Consider the following 20,977-nt stretch of genomic DNA (forward strand, 5'->3'; position numbering starts at 1 on the left):
ACGCTTTTAAAAAGCGTTTTTTTGTTACAAATCATCAACCAATTGGAAAGAAAACTTAAAAGCTTTACCATTTCTTTCAATTTCCAAATAAAATGCTTTATTGTCTTCCGATTTAAACAATTCATTTATTTTCTGCAATGAATATTGATAAACTGGTGTTTTATTAATCGTAATAATTATATCCCCAACTTGCAGGCCGCTTTTTTCTGCAGGTGAATTTTTTCGAATATTCGCGATTTCATAAATTGGTTTGAGCTCAAATTTATATTTAAAATCATTAGTAACATTCTTTCCTTCACTATTAAAAGTAATACCGCCCAAAGGCACAGTCTCCATCCTAACCGTTTCTTTTACCCATTGTATTCCGTTGTGTTTTATTTCAATACCGCTTTTATTATAACTAAAAGGCTGATAAAAATCTGAATTCTTCTTCAAATAAAGCAATTCGTTCTTATAATCGAAAACGGCCGAAAAACGCTTTAAAATTTCACCTCCAACTGATCCTGCCCTATTTTTAACCATACGGACACTTTTTATAGAACTGGAATCAGGGAAAGCTACAATTGGCGATTTGAAAGTATAATCCCCAAATGAAAAACTGGTAACTTTCGCTCTTTTTCCTTCAATGTCACCGCTAAAGCCTTTTCCTAGAAAATCTTCAAAATTTTTAGATGGCACTTTAACTTGATCCGACAAATTTTGAAACAGCCATACTGAGTCACTATTCCCGGTATCTATTAACATTTTTACAGGTATTTTTACTTTATCAATATCAGCTATTCCCAACAAATATGGCTTAAACCTATCAATTGTAATTGTTGTTTTGTCAAATTTTTTTTCTATTTTTTTCCTATTTGTTTTATTATCCTTATAAACAATTACTCTTTTACTGGCATAATCGATTCGGATCAAATTTTCTCTAAAAAAATTATACCCAATAATTCCGTTTACGGGTATTCCAATTTGCGAAGAAAGATTAAAACTCTGATCAAGAATAACATAAATAAGCTGTCGGGTGGCTTTAACTCCATCTAATTCCAAAATATTATTGGTTGTTTTCAATCCTTCAATAGCATCCTCACTTCCCAAGCCTTTCAGGCTTATTTTTTCGGAATTAAAAAAATTAACATCTGGATTATCTTCCAAACTAAAAAGAATAGTTTCCTCTACACCTGTATCCAAAAGAAAGTTCAACACCACTCCGTTTACCTTTATAGGAATAAAAACTAAATTATTAATCAGAACCATTGGCACTGTAACTTTCTCTATACCTTTTTCAAATACAAAACCCTCCTGAGCAAAAACAGGCATTATTGTTATTAATAAAAGAAAAAATACACATTTTTTTTTCATTTAGTTAAATTTCTATATTATAACCCAATATACAATAATTATCTGCAAAAAAACAATAAAATTGGCACAATCTTTAACAGCAATTTCCGAAAATAAATTGCAAATTTGCACCTCAAATTTTACAATCATGCCTGAAATTTCAATCAGAGGTCGAAGAATGCCGGAATCGCCAATCCGAAAATTGGCTCCTTATGCAGACATAGCTAAAAAAAAAGGGCGTAAGGTTTATCATTTAAACATTGGACAACCCGATATAAAAAGCCCTGAAATTGCTATTAAAGCGATAAAAAACATTGATTTAACTATCATCGAATATGGTCCTTCTGCAGGATACGAAAGTTACCGAAAAAAACTGGCCCAATTTTACGCCAAACAAGATGTAAAAGTAGGTTACGAAGATATAATGATAACCACTGGAGGTTCTGAAGCACTTTTGTTTGCTCTTGGAAGCATCATGGATCCTGGAGATGAAGTCATTATTCCTGAACCTTTTTATGCCAATTATAGTGCTTTCTCGGAAGAATCAAGTGCAAAAGTTGTACCCGTCATTTCTAATATCGAAAGCGGATTTACACTGCCGACAATTGAAGAATTTGAAAAAGCAATTACACCAAAGTCAAAAGCGATCTTAATTTGTAACCCAAACAATCCAACAGGATATTTATATTCTGAATCTGAAATCAAACAGCTTGGAGAATTGGTTAAAAAGCATGATTTGTTTTTAATCGCAGACGAAGTATATCGTGAATTTATATATGACGAGAGAGACAATCACTTTTCTGTAATGAACCTACAAGGAATCGAACAAAATGTAATCATGATTGATTCGGTTTCTAAAAGATACAGTATGTGTGGCGCACGTATTGGCTGTATGGTAACTAAAAACAGAGAAGTTATTGCTGCTGCAATGAAATTTGCACAAGCTCGCTTATGCCCTCCAACAATCGAACAAATCGCTTGCGAAGCCGCAATTGACACACCTCAAAGTTATTTTGACGAAGTAATAGTTGAATACAAAGAACGAAGAGATATTTTAATCAGCGAATTAAATAAAATAGAAGGCGTTATCGTAAAAACTCCAAAAGCCGCTTTTTATTGTATCGCTCAATTACCTATTGATAATGCCGATGATTTTGCTCAATGGCTTCTAGAAAAATATGAATTGAATGGTGAAACGGTAATGATTGCGCCTGCTGCCGGATTTTATTCGACTCCAGGGGTTGGTTTAAATCAGGTTCGTATTGCGTATGTTTTGAAAAAAGAAGATTTAATAAGTGCTGTTCGAATTTTGAAAGAAGCGCTAACTGCTTACAATTCAAAATAAAGAAAAAGAAAAAACACACCAAATACCTTATCGATATCAAAAGGCAATAGCATTTATGTTATTGCTTTTTTTGTTTTGATATCAAATTACTCAATCTTTTCATCAATTTTTGCAATAATTAAAAGACAAAACGATAGAAAATGTTTCCTTTTTATTAATTATCTTTACCCCTTAAAAATAGACACTCATAAAAACAGTACCTTTTAATGATAAACAACGAAGAATTTCAAGACGAAATAGGAAACAATCATATTAGTACCAATGCAAAAAATCCAATAAGAAAAGATGCTTTTGCCATTTCAGATGAAGAAAAGATTGAAAAAATAAAAAAAGATGTTGAAAACATCCTGCTAACGTTAGGAATGGACTTGACTGATGACAGCATGAAAGGAACTCCTAATCGTGTTGCAAAAATGTTTGTAAAAGAAATTTTTGGAGGATTAAATCCTGACAAAAAACCAAAAGCTTCCACTTTTGAGAACAACTACAAATACGGAGAAATGTTAGTTGAAAAAAACATTACACTCTACTCTACCTGCGAACATCACTTATTGCCAATCATCGGAAGAGCCCATGTAGCTTATATTTCGAGCGGAAGAGTTATTGGTCTTTCAAAAATGAACCGTATTGTAGAACATTACGCAAAAAGACCTCAAGTACAGGAACGCTTAACAATGCAGATTGTTCAAGAATTGCAGCAAGCTCTTGGCACTGAAGATGTCGCTTGCGTTATTGACGCCAAACATCTTTGCGTGAATTCTAGAGGAATCAAAGATATCGAAAGCAGTACTGTAACATCTGAATTTGGCGGAAAATTCAAAGATGCCCAAATAAAAAGAGAGTTTTTGGACTATATCAAATTAGATACTAAATTTTAATTTGGTTTAAAACATCAATTTTAAAACATTAAACCATTAAGAAATTAAGTAAAATTAAGACTTAAAATCCTTGATTCCTTAATGGTTATTATTTTTCACAAAACACACAATTTTCTAATTGTCACATTTTCTAATTATACCAAAATGTCATTATACAAGACACAAACCTTAAAAATATACAATTCTCTTTCGGGAGAAAAAGAAACATTTACGCCAATTAACGAAGGAAATGTCGGTATGTATGTATGCGGACCAACGGTTTACAGCAATGTACATCTTGGGAATGTGAGAACTTTTATGTCATTTGACGTAATCTTTAGATACTTATTGCATTTAGACTATAAAGTCCGCTATGTTCGAAATATTACCGATGTTGGTCATATTGTGGATGATGTGGACGAGGGTGAAGATAAAATTGCCAAAAAAGCACGTTTGGAGCAACTGGAACCTATGGAAGTAGTTCAAAGATACACAGTAGATTTTCATGATATTTTGAATGCTTTTAACTTTTTGCCTCCTAGTATCGAACCAACGGCAACGGGACATATTATTGAGCAGATTGAAATTATAAAAACCATTATTGACAAAGGAATTGGTTACGAAGCCAATGGGTCAGTCTATTTTGATGTTGTTAAATTCAACGAAACCAATCATTACGGAGTATTAAGCGGTCGCAATATTGAAGATATGCTGGCTAATACCCGTGATCTTGACGGACAATCGGACAAAAGGAATCCTCAGGATTTTGCGCTTTGGAAAAAAGCCGAACCACAGCATATCATGCGCTGGCCTTCGCCTTGGAGCGACGGTTTTCCTGGTTGGCACTTGGAATGTACTGCAATGAGCACTAAATATTTGGGCAACCATTTTGATATTCACGGTGGCGGAATGGATTTGAAATTCCCGCATCATGAATGTGAAATTGCTCAAAACGAAGCCTGCACCGGACACACTCCGGTGAATTACTGGATGCATGCCAATATGCTTACCCTGAACGGCAAAAAAATGGCAAAATCTACTGGAAACAATATTTTACCAGGTGAGATTTTAACGGGAGACAATGCTTTTTTGAGCAAAGCTTTTTCGGCATCGGTAGCACGATTTTTCATGCTGCAGGCCCATTACAGAAGCATTCTTGATTTCTCTGACGAAGCCATTATTGCAGCTGAAAAAGGATATAAAAGACTAATGGAAGCAATGGAGTCTTTAAAAGGAATTTCGGCAAGCGCGACAAGTTCAATAGCTATTTCCAGCTGGAAACAAATATGCTATGATGCCATGAACGACGATTTTAACACACCTATTCTAATTGCACAATTATTTGAAGGGGTTCGTTATATCAATTTATTGAAAGAGGAAAAAGAAACATTAAGCATTGCCGATTTAAAATCATTCACAACAGTTATGCAAGCTTTTGTATTTGATGTTTTGGGATTAGAAGAAGAAAAAATCAATGGCAATACAGACAAATTAGAAGGCGTAGTGAATATGCTTATCGGCATGCGCAAACAAGCCAGAGATAATAAAGATTTTGCGCTATCGGATCAGATTCGCGACCAGTTAATAGCATTGGGTATTCAATTAAAAGACGGGAAAGAAGGGACTACGTTTAGTATTCAGTAAGCAGAATTCAGATTTAGAATTCAGATAACAACATCTAAAATGTTTTCAAAAATAATAATTTATCCTTTTATACTACTCGTTCGGTTTTATCAGGGAGCTATCTCCCCTTTTACTCCGGCGACCTGCAGATTTGAGCCTACCTGTTCGAGCTATATGATTCAGGCATTGCAAATTCACGGATTGTTTTATGGAGGTTATTTAGGAATGAAAAGAATTTTGAGCTGTCATCCTTGGGGCGGAAAAGGATATGATCCTGTTCCAGAGAAAAAATGCAGTCATAATCATTAAAAAGAAAAATTCTTACCTTTTAGTTAACACAATCACTCAATTCAAAATAGTATTTTCACAAAAAAATAAAAAAATAAATGACACACGCTTTAAACATTGTTTGGAATCCCTCTGAAGGTATTGATTTAGGTTTTTTCATTATTCGCTTTTACAGTTTGATGTTTGTAATCGCTTTTGGATTGGGCTGGTACATCATGAAACATATTTTTGACAGAGAAAATATTACTATTGACAAATTGGATTCTTTGTTTGTTTGGACCGTGCTGGCTACTTTAATTGGAGCCCGTTTGGGACATGTTTTCTTTTACGATTGGGAATATTACCGCAATAACCTGCCCGAAATCATCCTGCCTTTCCGACTCAGCCCTAAATTTCAATTCACTGGATATCAAGGACTAGCAAGTCATGGAGCCGCTATTTCTATTATCGTTGCAATGTATTTTTTCAGTAAAAAAGTGCTTAACAAACCTGTTTTATGGATATTAGACAGAGTTGTCATTCCTGTGGCCAGTGGAGCTATTTTTGTTAGATTGGGAAATTTCTTCAATTCGGAAATTGTGGGTAAAGAAACCGCCTCTTCATTTGGAATTCGTTTTGTAAGAGATCAGTTTACCCCACGACAAGCAGTCAATGCAACGCAGCTTCCGACGCCAAAAGATGCTTATAATGCTATTGCAACTAATCCTCAATATGCTAATTTACTGGAACAAGTTCCTGCCAAGCATCCTGCACAATTGTATGAAGCTTTTTGTTACATCTTTGTTTTTGCAGCATTATTTTTCTTGTATTGGAAAACAGATGCGAGAAAAAAATCAGGTTATTTATTTGGTTTGTTCTTGGTGCTGTTATTCACGGTACGTATCGTAGTCGAATCAGTAAAAGAAAGCCAAGGTGGCTTTGAAAGCGATTTAGGAAACATATTATCAACCGGACAATGGCTGAGTATTCCGTTTATTGCTGTGGGATTGTACTTTGTATTTACCGCGAAAAAGACGAGTGAAATGTAAATTGAATTTATTGCATTAAAAAATAGCCAACGGGTTGATTCCGTTGGCTATTTTTTTTAGTTCAAAAACAATTCTGCTAAATGATTTTCATACAATTTCAAATCATTGATAACATCAGCATTTTTTTCGACATCATGAAAATGCAAGCTTTCCAAAGGCTTCATTCCCGTAAAAGCATTCATTCTATGAAATCCAAATAAAGGCCCATCGTCAACACTGGTTTCACCAAAAAACTCACCTGGCAATGTAAAAGCTTCTTTCGGTGCATTCCACGAAGTGGTTACCATATATTTTCTTCCGTGCAGCATCCCTCCTGTTCCATAATTTATGGCAGGATTTTTGGACGAACGCCCGTCACTTTTGTAAATGCCTTTATTATAGCCTTCGCTGAAAACCACATCAATATATTTTTTGAAGGCGTGCGGTAACTGGAACCACCAAATCGGCGTATGATAAATAATTACATCGGCCCAAACAAATTTTTCCACTTCTTGGGCAGGATCATACTCATGGTTTATATCTGTACTTTTTACTTCAAAATCTTTATGGCTTAGAAAAAATTCTGCCGTGGCATTGGCTATCGTTTGATTGAATCTCCCACCTGAATGTCCGAACTTTTGACCTCCATTTATTATAAATATCTTTTTCATTTCTTTTATTTTAATTTGATAAGGCAAATTTACAACCTCTAATACCATTACTAAAATAGCACAATTCATACCTTTGTATCATAATTATAATATCTGAAAGAATGGTAAATCTAGAATGGTATAGAACTTTTAAATACATTTACAAAACTGGAACCTTAACTGGCGCCGCTGAAGAACTGTTTATTTCGCAGCCGGGAGTAAGTTTGCATCTAAGTTCGCTCGAAAGTTATGTTGGCTATAAATTATTTGACAGGACCAGCAGAAAAATGATTCCTACCGAAAAAGGAAAGGTCCTTTATAATTTTATAACAGATGCATTGTCTAAATTAGAAGAGGCAGAGAAAAATTTTCAGCGAAGCACTGAAAAAAACACCCCAACCATTAGCATTGGAATGTGTTTTGAGACCTTCCAGATTACTTTAGAGCCTTATTTGTCAACCTTCCCGTTTAATGTAATTATTCAATTTGGAGAATATCCAGAAATGATAGAAAATCTGGACAAAGGAATATTAGACTTAATCATTACGCCGCAAATGATTCTTAAGAACACAATTGAATACCAAGCCTTCTCTTCAGAAACCATCGTTCTAATTGGCGGCAACGAAACAGAATCCGATGCCTTTGAAATTTTAAAAAAACAAGGTGACTTAGAAGCAATAGAATTTTGGCTAAAAGAACAAAAATGGTATGGAACAACAGGCGACATGGAACATCTAAGGCATTTTTGGCAGCTTAATTTCAATAAACGCGCTGATTTCAGACCAAATTACATTGTTCCAAATCTAAACTCCATAGTGCGCTGTTTGAGTAACAGCAGCGGCTTAGCCGTCATTCCGGATTTTTTATGCAAAACAGAATTAGAAAGCGGTAAAATAAAGCTTTTATGGCAAGGAACAATACCTCTAAAGAACACTCTTTATTTTGCTAACAAAAAGAAAACCATTTACACAGATGAAATACAATTAATAAAAGACACTTTTATGAAAATAATGTAGCTAAGATTACTCTCAATCATAAAAATCTTGTTTCAATTATTACATTTTTTTTAGATGATGGCAAGAAAGCCAAATCATACCCTTTAGCCCCGATTAAAGTGAAAATCCTTTTGTGCTGGTGTTCGGCACAAAAGATTGAAACGAAAAGCGGGACGATATTGCCAAAAACACCTAATGTTTCTGCTCCAAAATTAATTAATCAGGTCAAGGTAAAGCAAAAAAAAAGATTCAACTTAACGCTGAATCTTTTTTCTAAATATATAATTACTATTTCTAGGCTTCCACTTCCTGATGTTTAACTTCTACTTCACGCTTCTCATCTTTAGAAATCGTATCAACCAATACTGGAGTTGCGATAAACAATGAAGAATAAGTACCAATAATAATACCGATAAGCATTGCAAAGATAAATCCTCTAATAGACTCTCCTCCAAAAATAAACATGATTAACAATACAAAAATCATTGTCAATGAAGTATTGATTGTTCTTGACATTGTAGAATTAATAGATTTGTTTACAATTTCTGAGAATGAACCTTTTGTTTTACCATCCAGGAACTCACGTACTCTGTCGTATACAATTACAGTATCATTCATAGAATAACCAATAACCGTCAAGATAGCCGCAATAAAGTGCTGATCAATCTCCATTCCGAAAGGCATGTATTTCCAAAGCAATGAGTAAACTCCTAATACAAAGATAACGTCATGCGCTACTGCTGCAATAGCACCTAAACTATATTGCCATTTTCTAAAACTGATTACCAAATACAAACCTACGATAAGCATTGCACCAAGTACCGCCCAATACGCATTTGTTTTGATATCCTCAGCTACTGTTGGACCAACTTTTGATGCTTGGACAACACCTAGTCTTTTGCCCTCATAAGCATTTATAAATTTATCGTAAGTCATTCCTGAAGCATAATGCTTTTTCAAACTTTCGAATAATTTTTTATTTACATCTTCGTCAGCTGCACTTCCAGTTTCCTGAATTTTATACTTAGTTGTGATTTTTAACTGATTGTCTTCACCAAATATTTTAACCTCGGCACTGCCAAATACAGCAGTTAATTCATCTTTAACCTCTTCAGGTTTCATTGATTTATCGAAACGAACTTGGAAAGTCCTTCCTCCAACAAAATCTACACCTTGATCAAAACCATGAGTTGCAATCGATGCAATACTTACAATAGTTACAACAATTGAGAAAAGGTAAGTCCATTTTTTGATCCCTAAGAAATCAAAATGGAAATTAGTGAAGAAATTTTTAGAAAAATTAGTCACAAAATTCAAATCATTTTTACCTGCAATATTTTTATCAATAAAGATTCTGGCAATAAAAATAGAAGTAAACAAAGAAGTAATAATACCGATTAATAAAGTAGTAGCAAATCCTTTGATTGGTCCAGATCCGAAAATGAATAATACAGCTCCTGTTAGTATGTGAGTCACGTTTGCATCAACGATAGAACGCATAGCTCCTGTCCAGCTGTAAGAAGCTTTTACTGCTTCATCCAAAGTTTTACCTGCACGCAGTTCTTCTTTTGCTCTTTCATATATAATGATGTTCGCATCTACAGCAGTTCCCATTGTTAAAACGATACCAGCAATACCCGGCAATGTAAGCACAGCACCTAAGCTTGCCAAAATACCAAACATAAATAATAAGTTGACTGCCAAAGCAATATTTGCATACCAGCCTGCTTTACCATAATAAATCAACATCCAAAGAGATACCAAAAGCAATCCAATTACTGCAGAATTAGTACCATTATCAATAGCTTCCTGACCTAAGGACGGTCCAACAACTTCTGACTGAATAATTTCGGCGGCAGCTGGTAATTTACCTGCTCTTAAAACGTTAGCTAAATCTTTAGTTTGCGTAACATCAAAAGAACCTGAAATCTCAGATCTACCCCCAGAAATTGGCCCGCTGGAAACTCCTGGCGCAGAATATACAATATCATCAAGAACGATAGCAATATTACTTTTTTGAGTATAAGCTCTTCCTGTCAATTCTTCCCATTCTTTAGCCCCAACATTATTCATCTGCATAGAAACAGCTGGTTTCCCTAATTGATCAAAAGTATCGCTAGCATCTGTCACAACACCGCCACCCATTGAAGCAACATTATCTCTGTTACCTTTTAAAGCGTATAATTCAACAACTTCAACATCTTTTTCTTTTGCATCTTTAATGGTAGTTGGTATTCCCCATACAAATTTTGCATAACGCTGATCACCAGCCAATAAAACTCTGATGTCAGCTCTTTTAAAATAAGAATTGATTACAGCAGTATCTTTTGGAGAGAAAAGACCTAAAACTGGTCCTCCGCCTTGAGCAACAATTTTATCTATAATAGGATTATTTCCTTTTTTAGCAGCAGTAGAATCTTTTGCATCTGTCAATAAAGCACTTAATGAATCTTTTGCAACAGCTTTAGTTTCAACTTTAGCAACTTCAGTTTTTTTCAAAGCCTCATTTGCAGACATAATGAAATTACCGATTTCTTCAATTTTATAAGTTTCCCAAAACTCCAATTGAGCTGTACTTTGTAATAATTTTTTGATTCTATCAATATCTTTAGCACCTGGAAGTTCTACAAGAATTTGTCCAGACTCTCCTAATTTTTGGATATTTGGCTGCGTTACACCAAATTTATCAATACGTTTTCTCAGTACTCCAAAAGCACTTTCTACAGATTCATCAACTTTTCTTTTGATTACTTTTTTAACCTGAGCATCAGTCATTTGAAAAGTAACCCCGCCATCACCCTGCAAACTTCTGTTTGCAAAAATATCTGGTGACGCTAATTTTACTGAACCTTTAGAATTAGCTTCAAAAGCTTCAAAAAATGCATCAATATAAGCTTGATTTCCTTTTTTATTTGCAGTGGCATCCGCCAAAGATTTATTAAAAACTGGATTTTTCGAATTATTTGATAATCCTTTCAAAATGTCTTTAACAGAAATTTGAAGAGTCACATTGATTCCTCCCTCTAAGTCAAGACCTTTATTGATTTGTTTATCTTTTACTTCATTGAATGTAAAATCAGTAAATCCTAAGCTAAACACTTTTTCTTTACCAATTGAATCCAAATATTTTACTTCTTTTTCCGGGTTTCCGCCAGCAAAAGATTTTGCATCACTTTTAACTTTGCTAGAGACAAAAGTGAAAGAAAGTTGGTAAATACTTACCAATGCAAATAGAATTGCGAAAAATTTAATAAGTCCTTTATTCTGCATTATTACTAAAAATTAATTATTTTTTTATTATTTTTGTTTTAAAACCCTATAAAATAAGCCATTACATCTATTTTGAAAAACAAAAAAGAAATGCACGATTTACATCATTTTTTTTAAACCGAGCAAATATATAATTAACGGAAAGATTAACCAATTTATTTATTAATTAAAATGAAAAAAAAGACTGCAAAATTGCAGTCTTCTTTTTTTCCTATGTAAATTATTATGCCAAAACAGATTTCAAATCAGCATTCATGCTTCTTACAGCTTCAGCACTCTTAGCAAAAGCCGCTTTTTCAGCATCATTTAATTTAATATCAACAATTTGTTCAATTCCATTTTTACCTATAATACAAGGTACACCGATACAGATATCGTTTTGCCCGTACTCGCCTTCAACAAAAACAGAACAAGCTATCATTTTCTTTTGATCATTCAAAATACTGTCTACCAAATAAGCAACTGAAGCACCAGGCGCATACCAAGCAGAAGTTCCTAATAACCCCGTAAGTGTCGCTCCTCCTACCATCGTGGCAGCAGCAACTTTATCTAACTCTTCCTGAGATAGAAACTGTGAAACGGGAATACCATTATAAGAAGCCAATCTTGTCAAAGGAATCATCGTAGTATCGCCATGACCACCGATTACCATTGCTGAAATATCATTAGAAGGCTTATCCAATGCTTTAGATAAATAATATCTAAAACGAGAACTGTCTAAAGCTCCACCCATACCGATAATTCTGTTTTTTGGCAATCCAGTAGCTTTCAATGTCAAATAAGTCATTGTATCCATTGGATTAGACACTACTACTACAATACAATTTGGCGAATGAGCTAATACATTCTCTGCAACAGTTTTAACAATGCCGGCATTAATTCCGATTAATTCCTCTCTGGTCATTCCGGGTTTTCTAGGAATTCCCGAAGTAATCACAACTACATCACTGTTTGCTGTTTTAGAATAATCATTAGTAACCCCCGAAACATTGGTATTAAAACCAGTATTTGTAGCACATTGCATTATATCCATAGCTTTACCTTCGGCAAAACCTTCTCTGATATCCAATAATACTACTTCACTTGCAATTCCTCTATAAGAAATTGAATCTGCACAGGATGCTCCCACATTCCCTGCTCCTACAATGGTAACTTTCATTTTTATTTGTTTTTTTATTAATTTCAAATCAAAAACGAAAAATACAGCTCATTCTAAAAACTACGCATCGATATTAGCGTAAACTGCATTTTTCTCGATAAATTCTCTTCTTGGAGGCACCTCATCACCCATTAGCATTGAAAAAACCCTATCAGCCTCTGCAAGACTGTCTATATTCACTTGTCGTAAAGTTCTAAAACCTGGATCCATTGTCGTTTCCCACAATTGCTCCGCATTCATCTCTCCAAGACCTTTATAACGCTGAATTCCTGCACTTCCTCCCATTCTTGCATTCGCCTGATCGCGTTGATCATCATTCCAAGCATATTCTTTTTTATTTCCTTTTTTAACTAAATACAAAGGCGGTGCAGCAATATATACGTGCCCTTCTTCAATTAGCTCTTTCATAAATCGGAAGAAGAATGTCAAAATCAAAGTTGAAATATGACTGCCATCGACATCGGCATCACACATGATAATCACTTTATGGTAACGTAATTTTGAAATATTCAAAGCTTTACTATCTTCTTCTGTTCCGACAGTTACTCCAAGTGCTGTAAAAATATTTCGAATCTCTTCGTTTTCAAAAACTTTGTGGTGCATCGCTTTTTCCACATTCAAAATCTTACCACGCAATGGCAAAATAGCTTGAAAAGCACGGTCACGACCTTGTTTTGCCGTACCGCCTGCCGAATCTCCCTCGACAAGATACACTTCGCATTTTGCAGGGTCTTGTTCCGAACAATCCGATAATTTACCAGGCAATCCACCACCGCCCATAACGGTTTTACGCTGCACCATTTCACGCGCTTTTTTAGCAGCATGACGTGCTTGGGCAGCAAGTATTACTTTTTGAACAATAATTCGGGCATCATTTGGATTTTCTTCCAAATAATTTTCAATCATTTCACTTACCGCCTGACTTACAGGCGAAACGACTTCTCTGTTTCCTAATTTTGTTTTTGTCTGACCCTCAAATTGAGGTTCTGACACTTTTACCGAAATAATTGCCGTAAGACCTTCACGGAAGTCATCTCCCGAAATATCAAACTTCAATTTATCTAACATTCCGGAAGTATCTGCGTATTTCTTCAACGATCTGGTAAGACCAGTTCTAAAACCTTGTAAATGCGTTCCTCCTTCGTGTGTGTTTATATTATTTACATAAGAAAAAATATTCTCACCATAGCTCGTATTGTAAATCAGCGCTACCTCAACTGGAATTTCTCCTTTTTCATTATCCATAGAAATTACGTGTGCAATAATAGGCTCACGGTTTCCATCTAAATATCGAATATATTCTTTAAGTCCTTCAGTAGAATAAAACAATTCTGAAAGAAAATTTCCGTCTTTATCTTTTTCTCTTTTATCAGTAAACGTAATTGAAACACCTTTATTCAAAAAAGACAGCTCACGCATACGGGCTGACAAAGTATCATATGAATATTCTATTGTTTGGGTAAAAATGGAAGGATCCGGATAAAAGGTAACAATTGTACCTCTTTTAGTAGTTTCACCAATTTGTTTTACTGGATAAAGAGCTTTTCCTTTTTCGTATTCCTGTTCGTATATTTTACCATCACTACTGTGTACAGTTGCTCTTAAATGATTTGACAATGCATTTACAACAGAAACCCCAACACCGTGAAGACCTCCAGAAACTTTATAGGAATCTTTATCGAATTTACCTCCAGCACCAATCTTGGTCATTACAACCTCCAATGCAGAAACGCCTTCTTTTTTATGAATCCCAACTGGAATACCACGGCCATTATCTTCAACAGATATTGATCCGTCTTCATTGATGCTTACCGATATCGTATCGCAATGACCTCCCATTGCCTCATCGATAGAGTTATCTACTACTTCATAAACTAAATGATGTAACCCTCTTACACCTACATCTCCAATGTACATTGATGGACGCATTCTCACGTGTTCCATTCCTTCTAAAGCCTGGATACTGTCTGCTGAATAATTGTCCTTCTTGATTTCTTCGCTCATATAATTTAATCTAAAAAAAATGTGTTTTTCGTCTAACAGCAAATATATGAAAATGTAATCTATTTAAGGACTTTATTACTGTTATAAGCTCTTAAGTTATCAACATTTATGGTTTATATCCATAAAAAAAAGCCTTCAAAACTGAATACGTTTTTATAAACAAAAAATAAGCTTTTATTTACGCTTTTACATAGGCATAATCATATAATATTTACCTCTGTTCAACTTAATAAACTGAGTCGATTATTTTTTTAAGCAGAAAGATTTAGCTTTTTTGGACTGTATTGTCCTGCTTCCATTATAATCTTATAAGCCGGACCCAGGCCATAAGGATTTTCACAACAAACAAAGCTCACTGAACTCCAATTAAAAACAAAAGTATAGTGAATTAATCGGGGCTCAGGAGTTATTATTCAGTCTTTTTTGCAATCATTTAAAAAATAAAAATAATTGGATGCCAATTAATAAATCATTCCAGCTTTTAAGCGTCATTTCCAGCTTTAAAACGTTTTTACATCACAAACTCCATTGCAAATATGACGACACGAATAAAATAGCTGTATCACTCGGAAACATTCTTTAAAAATGTAATGAGAGAATTGAATAAAAAAAGTGGGTTTATATTTTTCAATACAAACCCACTTTTAAATTATTTTAGATTATAAATCTATTACCTCATAATCCTCACATTCATTTCTTCAACTTTTTTGTCAGACAAAAGAGATGGTGCGCCAAACAATAAATCTTCGCTGGTTCCGGTCTTTGGGAAAGCCATTACTTCTCTAATGGATGCTTTTTTCTCCAAAATCATCATTAAACGATCAATTCCCCAAGCAATACCTCCGTGTGGTGGTGCACCGTACTGAAAAGCTTTGTGCATCGTTCCGACACTTTTTATCATTTCTTCTTTATTGTAACCCATATTTCTATAAGTCGCTTCCAGAATTTCCGATTTATGTGCCCGAACTGAACCTCCTCCAATCTCATAACCATTTAAGATTATATCGTATTGCTGGGCTATAATTGTTCCAATTTCATTGTCATCCCCTTTCATGTGCTTTTGCAAATCGTAAATCGCAGGCATCGAGAAAGGATTGTGCGTGAAGGTCCATCTTCCTTCATCAGTTCTTTCAAACATTGGGAAATCAACAACCCAAGCCGGGCATAATTCCTTCGGATTAATTAAGTGCAAGATTTTGCCTAATTCCTGACGAACAGCATCCAAAGCTTTATTAGCCGTTCCATAATCTGCCGCTGAAAAGAATACAATATCTCCAACTTCTGCATTGGTCGCTTTTATAATTCCAGCCGCAATATCTTCACCTAAAAACTTAATAATTGGAGACTGCAGTTCCTCTTCATTTACAATAATATAAGCCAATCCGCCTAAGCCGTGCTGTTGAGCAATAGCTGTAAGGTTTTCGATTTGGCCTTTTGACATACGTTTATTCCCTTGCTCTTTGGCCGAAACCTTGATGCATTTTACAATTCCGCCGTCTTCAATAGGCTTACTGAATACTTGGAAAGTGGTATCTTTTACAATATTGGTGATATCCTGCATTTTCAATCCGTAACGTAAATCAGGTCTGTCACAGCCATAGAAATCCATAGCATCTTTATATGTAATCACTTCAAACGGACGTAAAATCCACTTGTTGCCGTATATTTTCTTCACTACTTCATTAAACATTTTAGTGTTCAAATCTATAATCTGCTGCATACTTGCGTAAGCCATTTCCATATCCAGCTGCGTAAATTCCGGCTGACGGTCTCCACGGGAATCTTCATCTCTAAAACAGCGTGCAATTTGGAAATACTTTTCATAACCGCTCACCATCAGCATTTGTTTGAACTGTTGTGGCGCTTGTGGCAATGTATAGAAGAAACCTGCCTGTTTACGTGTAGGAACAATAAATTCACGTGCTCCTTCATCAGTTCCTGCACTTAAAATTGGGGTTTCAATTTCTAAAAATTCTTCTTCATCCAAGATGTCACGCAATAACTTAATTACTTTATGACGGTTTACGATAGCTCGTCTTACCTCTTCATTTCTGTGATCCAAAAACTTATATTGAAAACGCATTGCTTCATTCGTTTTGGCAGCTCTTTTAATTTCAAAAGGTAATGTTTTAGATAAATTCAAAATCTCTAAAACCGAAGTTTCCAATTCAATCTTACCAGTCCGCAATCCTGCATTATAATCATCTTCATTACGCCCAACAACTTTACCAGTAACCGAAATTACAGATTCCGGTTTCAATTTCACTAACTCATCGATATTAGGAAAAGACTCTCTGCTAATACGGATTTGAAAAATCTCATAGCTTGAATCACGCAAATCGATAAACATCAATTCACCGTGGTCACGAACACTTGCAACCCAGCCAGATAATATCACTTCTTGCTGGATATTTTCTTCTGATAATTGAGAAATTTTATGCGTTCTGTAAATATCTTTTATAATAATCGGAATTTCAGGAAACGATTCTTCCTGGCTTTCTTTATTCTCGGCAATTGTTTCTTTGGAAACTTTTTCAGATGCTTCTTTCTTTTCCAAAATAGCGTCGGCACCTAATTTGTCCAAAATAATCTGGCGAATTACTTTCCCATTGGCACCTTTTCCAATAACACCTAAAACCTTACCAACTAAAATGCCAGCTTTTCCTTGATCTCCAGCTTTAATATCATTGGCAACAGCCTCATTTTCTGAAATTATCTTAGCAATAACTTCTTGAATTTTATCTTCAGAAATTGTGTTTTCCTCGAAGTACTTATTGTAGTCAAAAGTTCGGTCTTTTAAATAACCCGTAATCGCGTTTTGAACTAAAACTGCCGTAATTTTTTCAGCTTTAAATAATTTGAAAATATCCGTCAAATGGGCAATGCTATGGATTTCAGCATAGTCTTCGGCCTTTATATTGTTTGCCAAAGTTTTAGCAACAAACGAAGGATCTTTAATTTCGTTATTTATTTCTACAAATGTTTGCGAACGCAGCTTATCTGCAGTAAAAAATTTGGCATCTTGCGGCAAAACACCACCGTTAATTAAAATAGATTCAACTGCAAATGGCAAAGCACTTGTATCTACTTTAATAGCTTCCACTTCTTTTTTAATCGTTACAAAAGGCAGATCCGGCTCAGAAATAAAACGGTAATCCGCTTCAAATTCTTTTTTACGCATTACTTTGGTCTGCTTTAAATCAGCATCCCATAACACAGTCGTTTGGTCAGGTCTAAACTCTTTATGATCGATAAAGTAATTAAACTGTTTTTCCACTTCTTCCTTCAGAGCTTCCACCATAAACTTAAATGAGTTCAAGTTTTTGATTTCCGTTCTTGGGTTTAATTCATAACTGTGCTTTTTTCTCAAAGACACAGAAACATCCGATTTAAATTCTCCTTTTTCAAGATTCGCTTCAGATATCCCTAAGTTTTGAACAATACGCTGAATATATTGCGCATAAGTTGAAGCGTCTTCAATATTGCGAATACAAGGTTCAGTAACAATTTCAATCAATGGCACACCTGCTTTGTTAAAATCGACTAATGAAATCTTCTTTTCGTGCATCAATTTCGCAGCATCCTCTTCAATATGAACCTGAGTTAAATTCACCGTAAATTGAGTACCATCATTTCGGTAACAAGACACGTGTCCGTCAGGAATTATTGGGTTATGAAACTGTGTAATCTGAATATTTTTTGGATTATCTGGATATTCGTAATGCTTTCTATCCCAAGATATCACTTCATTACTAAATGACGAATCCACCGCTTTTCCAAAATAAATCGCTTTTGTTATTGCTTCTCTATTTATAGCAGGCAAAACGCCCATTTGTCCGGTACAAACCGAACATATATTTTCGTTAGGTGTTTCAATTTCTTGGTTGGGACAAGAACAAAACAACTTGGTTTTGGTATTTAATCGAACGTGTGTTTCCAGTCCAATTACCAATTCTAAATCGTGGGCTTTTAAAGCCGCAGTTAATTGCTCCAATTCCATTATATCGTATCTTTTAAGAAGTTTGCAAACTTCAACACTAATTCATCATTATTTTTTGCAGCTGTAATCTGCAGTCCTGTGCTAGTTCCTTGTGGTACGGTCAAAGTTGGCAATTGCCCTAAACTAAAACCAACGGTATAAGCATCCGACAAATACATAGCCAGCGGATCTTTTAAACTGTCTCCAATTTTAGGAGGAGTACTTGGCGTAACCGGCGATAAAATGATATCCACTTCTTGAAAATCTTTGCTGAAGTTTTCAGAAATCTGATCTCTTAAAGCCAATCCTTTTAAATATATTTCATCCGAGAAACCTTGTGACAATACTTGGTTTCCACCAACAATTCTGCGTTTTGTTTCTTCTGAAAAATTTTCAGAACGCGTCACTGCATAAGTTTCAATTAAATTCTCAGCTTCTATGCGGTTTCCATAATTAGTTCCGTCCAAACGAGACAAATTTGAAGCCGTTTCAGCCATCGCCAAAGTATAGTAAGTTGAAACTAAGATATCCGATTTGAAAAAGTCCAATTCTTTTACTTCAATTCCTTTGGCTTTCAATTTTTCAATGCTTGTTAAAAAATCAGCTTTTATTTGGGCATCAATAGCATCACTTTCAATAAAGTTCTTGAAATAACCAACCGTTTTCACAGTTGAAACTGCAATTGCTTCTTCACTAATTTCGTTTGAAATAATTGAAGTTTGATCTTTTGGATCTTTTCCGCTCATTACATTCAGTACAATTCGGATATCTTCAATTGATTTAGCCAATGGCCCAACGCAATCCGTAGAAGATGCGTAAGCCATCAATCCAAATCTTGAAATTCTTCCGTAAGTTGGCTTCAAACCATAAATATGGTTGTACCCGGCAGGCTGACGAATAGAACCACCAGTATCACCGCCAATGGAAAAAACTGTATATTCTTTTGCAACGTTAACTGCAGATCCACCGCTTGAACCTCCAGCAACTAATGTTGGATCAATAGCATTTTTTACAGCCCCAAAAATCGTGTTTTCACTTGAAGAACCGTGACCAAAACTATCACAATTTTCCTTTACCAATGGAATAGCGCCTGCATCCAATAATTTCTGAATGGCTGTGGCCGTATAAGAAGATTTATAATTTTTCAGTAAATCAGAACTTGCAGTGGTGTAAGTCCCCTGCAGCATATATACATCTTTAATTCCAAAAGGAATTCCTTCCAACAAACCTATCGTTTCTCCGTTTGCAATTTTAGCATCTACTTTAGAAGCTAATTCCAAAGCTAAAGTGTCCAATAAAGAATTTACAGAGTTATACGTGTTTTGTTTCAGTAAGTCTAATTTTTCCTGTACCAAAGCGGTACAAGTTATTTGTTTTGACACCAATTGCTGGTGTATTTTTTTTATTTGAGAATCCATTTTATCCTTCTATAACTTTAGCAACAACTAAAAAACCATTTTTTTTGTTCGGGAAGTTTTCTAAAATGAGCTGTTTCTCAATATCCGAACTCTCTATCACAACATCTTCTCTCAAATTACTCACAGATACACAATTATAATTGACATTATTTGCAGCATTATTATTAGATGGAACTGCGTTTTTAATTACATCAAATAATTTGTTCACAGACTCTGAGGGCTGTGCGCCTTTAATACTCGACAAAATGTCGACTGTCATTGTTTTGCTCATAATTTTATTTAGTTTTAAAGTCAAACTTTTAAGCTCGCGAAATTACAAAAAGTTTTATTAGGGAATCAGGTTTTTTTAATGATTTCAGCCGTTCTTAACATAAAGAAGTCCTATAATCACACATTATGTTAAATATGTTTGTATTATTTCAAAATAATCAGAGAGAAATAACAAAATACAACTATTAAACCAGTAGGGAGTGGTTAAAACTTAAAAAACGATTATAAGGAGTTGCCAGCAACAAGAATTAGCTCAGACTTATCATCCAATACTCTCAATCAAATACTTCGTTCCATTAATCTCAAAAGTAAACCCAACTTTATTTCCCATCAATTTATTCCCAAGAGGTGATTGCGGAGACAAAGCAATAACATTCACCCCATCAATATTAATTTTTGGGAGTGCAAGACTGAGGTACAAATAAATTCCATTGGCTTTTACCAAACTTCCCAAAATAATAGTTTCGGCTACAATTGAGGGATCCAATTTATCCAAAACTGCTTTTTGAGTCAATACTTCTTTGAGTTTTGTATTGAGTTTTTCCTGTTCAATATGCATCATAGACAAAGCTGTCTCGTGCTTATCCCCTGCAGAACCTTTGGCATCGTTTTTAGAATCTTCAGTCAAAGCTGTAATCATATCTCTGAAAACATCTATTTTATCTTGAACTAATTGATTGTAGTGGTTGTATATTTTTTGTTTAAAAGTCATAAGGAAGATTTAACCGCAAAGTTAAAAGTTTTAAACACAAAGCCCGCAAAGAATTACACAAGGTTCGC

Annotated in this window: 15 protein-coding genes; 6 read left to right on the forward strand and 9 right to left on the reverse strand. The window is 34.8% G+C overall.

The annotated features are described in order from the left end of the window. Nucleotides 1-24: 24 nt before the first annotated feature. Nucleotides 25-1,353: a PDZ domain-containing protein gene (locus tag AC1DVP_RS11110; protein ID WP_477183539.1), complete on the reverse strand. Its 1,329-nt coding sequence runs from the start codon at nt 1,351-1,353 to the stop codon at nt 25-27. A gap of 127 nt (nt 1,354-1,480) precedes the next feature. Between AC1DVP_RS11110 and AC1DVP_RS11115 the strand changes: the two genes are divergently transcribed. From AC1DVP_RS11115 to lgt, 5 genes are all read left to right on the forward strand, one after another. After that, on the forward strand, nt 1,481-2,677 hold the full coding sequence (locus tag AC1DVP_RS11115) for a pyridoxal phosphate-dependent aminotransferase (RefSeq protein ID WP_477183540.1): 1,197 nt from the start codon (nt 1,481-1,483) through the stop codon (nt 2,675-2,677). A gap of 206 nt (nt 2,678-2,883) precedes the next feature. Continuing rightward, nucleotides 2,884-3,555 (forward strand): GTP cyclohydrolase I FolE, encoded by a 672-nt coding sequence (gene folE / locus AC1DVP_RS11120; protein ID WP_477183541.1) that lies wholly within the window; start codon nt 2,884-2,886, stop codon nt 3,553-3,555. 144 nt (nt 3,556-3,699) lie between these two features. Further along, nucleotides 3,700-5,178, forward strand: a complete 1,479-nt coding sequence (gene cysS / locus AC1DVP_RS11125; RefSeq protein WP_477183542.1) for a cysteine--tRNA ligase — start codon at nt 3,700-3,702, stop codon at nt 5,176-5,178. 39 nt (nt 5,179-5,217) lie between these two features. Then, a complete protein-coding gene (gene yidD, locus AC1DVP_RS11130) occupies nt 5,218-5,466 on the forward strand; it encodes a membrane protein insertion efficiency factor YidD (protein WP_477183543.1) in 249 nt (82 codons plus the stop codon). 77 nt (nt 5,467-5,543) lie between these two features. Beyond that, on the forward strand, nt 5,544-6,473 hold the full coding sequence (lgt, locus tag AC1DVP_RS11135) for a prolipoprotein diacylglyceryl transferase (RefSeq protein WP_477183544.1): 930 nt from the start codon (nt 5,544-5,546) through the stop codon (nt 6,471-6,473). Nucleotides 6,474-6,529: 56 nt separating this feature from the next. Here lgt and AC1DVP_RS11140 read toward each other — a convergent pair whose 3' ends face one another. After that, nucleotides 6,530-7,123, reverse strand: a complete 594-nt coding sequence (locus AC1DVP_RS11140) for an NAD(P)H-dependent oxidoreductase (RefSeq protein WP_477183545.1) — start codon at nt 7,121-7,123, stop codon at nt 6,530-6,532. Between the two features lie 101 nt (nt 7,124-7,224). On the opposite strand from AC1DVP_RS11140, the gene AC1DVP_RS11145 reads away from it, so the two are divergent. Next, nucleotides 7,225-8,118: a LysR family transcriptional regulator gene (locus AC1DVP_RS11145; protein ID WP_477183546.1), complete on the forward strand. Its 894-nt coding sequence runs from the start codon at nt 7,225-7,227 to the stop codon at nt 8,116-8,118. A 273-nt stretch (nt 8,119-8,391) separates the two neighbouring features. On the opposite strand, the gene secDF is transcribed toward AC1DVP_RS11145, so the two are convergent. The 7 genes from secDF to AC1DVP_RS11180 form a co-directional block, all read right to left on the reverse strand. After that, nucleotides 8,392-11,367 (reverse strand): protein translocase subunit SecDF, encoded by a 2,976-nt coding sequence (secDF, locus tag AC1DVP_RS11150; RefSeq protein WP_477183547.1) that lies wholly within the window; start codon nt 11,365-11,367, stop codon nt 8,392-8,394. A gap of 223 nt (nt 11,368-11,590) precedes the next feature. Continuing rightward, nucleotides 11,591-12,526, reverse strand: a complete 936-nt coding sequence (locus tag AC1DVP_RS11155) for a malate dehydrogenase (RefSeq protein WP_477183548.1) — start codon at nt 12,524-12,526, stop codon at nt 11,591-11,593. 60 nt (nt 12,527-12,586) lie between these two features. Further along, nucleotides 12,587-14,530, reverse strand: a complete 1,944-nt coding sequence (gene gyrB / locus AC1DVP_RS11160; protein WP_477183549.1) for a DNA topoisomerase (ATP-hydrolyzing) subunit B — start codon at nt 14,528-14,530, stop codon at nt 12,587-12,589. 670 nt (nt 14,531-15,200) lie between these two features. Then, nucleotides 15,201-18,530 (reverse strand): bifunctional amidotransferase subunit GatB/aspartate--tRNA ligase AspS, encoded by a 3,330-nt coding sequence (gatB/aspS, locus tag AC1DVP_RS11165; RefSeq protein ID WP_477183550.1) that lies wholly within the window; start codon nt 18,528-18,530, stop codon nt 15,201-15,203. Further along, nucleotides 18,530-19,927, reverse strand: coding sequence for an amidase (locus AC1DVP_RS11170; RefSeq protein WP_477183551.1), 1,398 nt, complete (start codon nt 19,925-19,927; stop codon nt 18,530-18,532). Before AC1DVP_RS11170 ends, gatB/aspS begins: the two co-directional genes overlap by 1 nt. Nucleotide 19,928: 1 nt before the next feature. Next, nucleotides 19,929-20,198, reverse strand: coding sequence for an Asp-tRNA(Asn)/Glu-tRNA(Gln) amidotransferase subunit GatC (locus AC1DVP_RS11175; protein WP_477183552.1), 270 nt, complete (start codon nt 20,196-20,198; stop codon nt 19,929-19,931). A 261-nt stretch (nt 20,199-20,459) separates the two neighbouring features. Further along, the gene (locus tag AC1DVP_RS11180; protein WP_477183553.1) at nt 20,460-20,909 is read right to left on the reverse strand and encodes a hypothetical protein; all 450 of its coding nucleotides are present in this window, start codon (nt 20,907-20,909) and stop codon (nt 20,460-20,462) included. Between the last annotated feature and the right edge of the window lie 68 nt (nt 20,910-20,977).

The sequence above is a fragment of the Flavobacterium sp. P3_A6 genome, assembly GCF_056403035.1.

Bases quoted from the DNA above. Each gene is read 5' to 3' on its own strand.
- AC1DVP_RS11115 (WP_477183540.1), top strand. From the start codon at position 1,481: ATGCCTGAAATTTCAATCAGAGGTCGAAGAATGCCGGAATCGCCAATC.
- AC1DVP_RS11180 (WP_477183553.1), bottom strand. From the start codon at position 20,909: ATGACTTTTAAACAAAAAATATACAACCACTACAATCAATTAGTTCAA.
- secDF (WP_477183547.1), bottom strand. From the start codon at position 11,367: ATGCAGAATAAAGGACTTATTAAATTTTTCGCAATTCTATTTGCATTG.
- gyrB (WP_477183549.1), bottom strand. From the start codon at position 14,530: ATGAGCGAAGAAATCAAGAAGGACAATTATTCAGCAGACAGTATCCAG.
- cysS (WP_477183542.1), top strand. From the start codon at position 3,700: ATGTCATTATACAAGACACAAACCTTAAAAATATACAATTCTCTTTCG.
- AC1DVP_RS11140 (WP_477183545.1), bottom strand. From the start codon at position 7,123: ATGAAAAAGATATTTATAATAAATGGAGGTCAAAAGTTCGGACATTCA.
- AC1DVP_RS11175 (WP_477183552.1), bottom strand. From the start codon at position 20,198: ATGAGCAAAACAATGACAGTCGACATTTTGTCGAGTATTAAAGGCGCA.
- lgt (WP_477183544.1), top strand. From the start codon at position 5,544: ATGACACACGCTTTAAACATTGTTTGGAATCCCTCTGAAGGTATTGAT.
- gatB/aspS (WP_477183550.1), bottom strand. From the start codon at position 18,530: ATGGAATTGGAGCAATTAACTGCGGCTTTAAAAGCCCACGATTTAGAA.
- AC1DVP_RS11110 (WP_477183539.1), bottom strand. From the start codon at position 1,353: ATGAAAAAAAAATGTGTATTTTTTCTTTTATTAATAACAATAATGCCT.
- AC1DVP_RS11145 (WP_477183546.1), top strand. From the start codon at position 7,225: ATGGTAAATCTAGAATGGTATAGAACTTTTAAATACATTTACAAAACT.
- AC1DVP_RS11155 (WP_477183548.1), bottom strand. From the start codon at position 12,526: ATGAAAGTTACCATTGTAGGAGCAGGGAATGTGGGAGCATCCTGTGCA.
- AC1DVP_RS11170 (WP_477183551.1), bottom strand. From the start codon at position 19,927: ATGGATTCTCAAATAAAAAAAATACACCAGCAATTGGTGTCAAAACAA.
- folE (WP_477183541.1), top strand. From the start codon at position 2,884: ATGATAAACAACGAAGAATTTCAAGACGAAATAGGAAACAATCATATT.
- yidD (WP_477183543.1), top strand. From the start codon at position 5,218: ATGTTTTCAAAAATAATAATTTATCCTTTTATACTACTCGTTCGGTTT.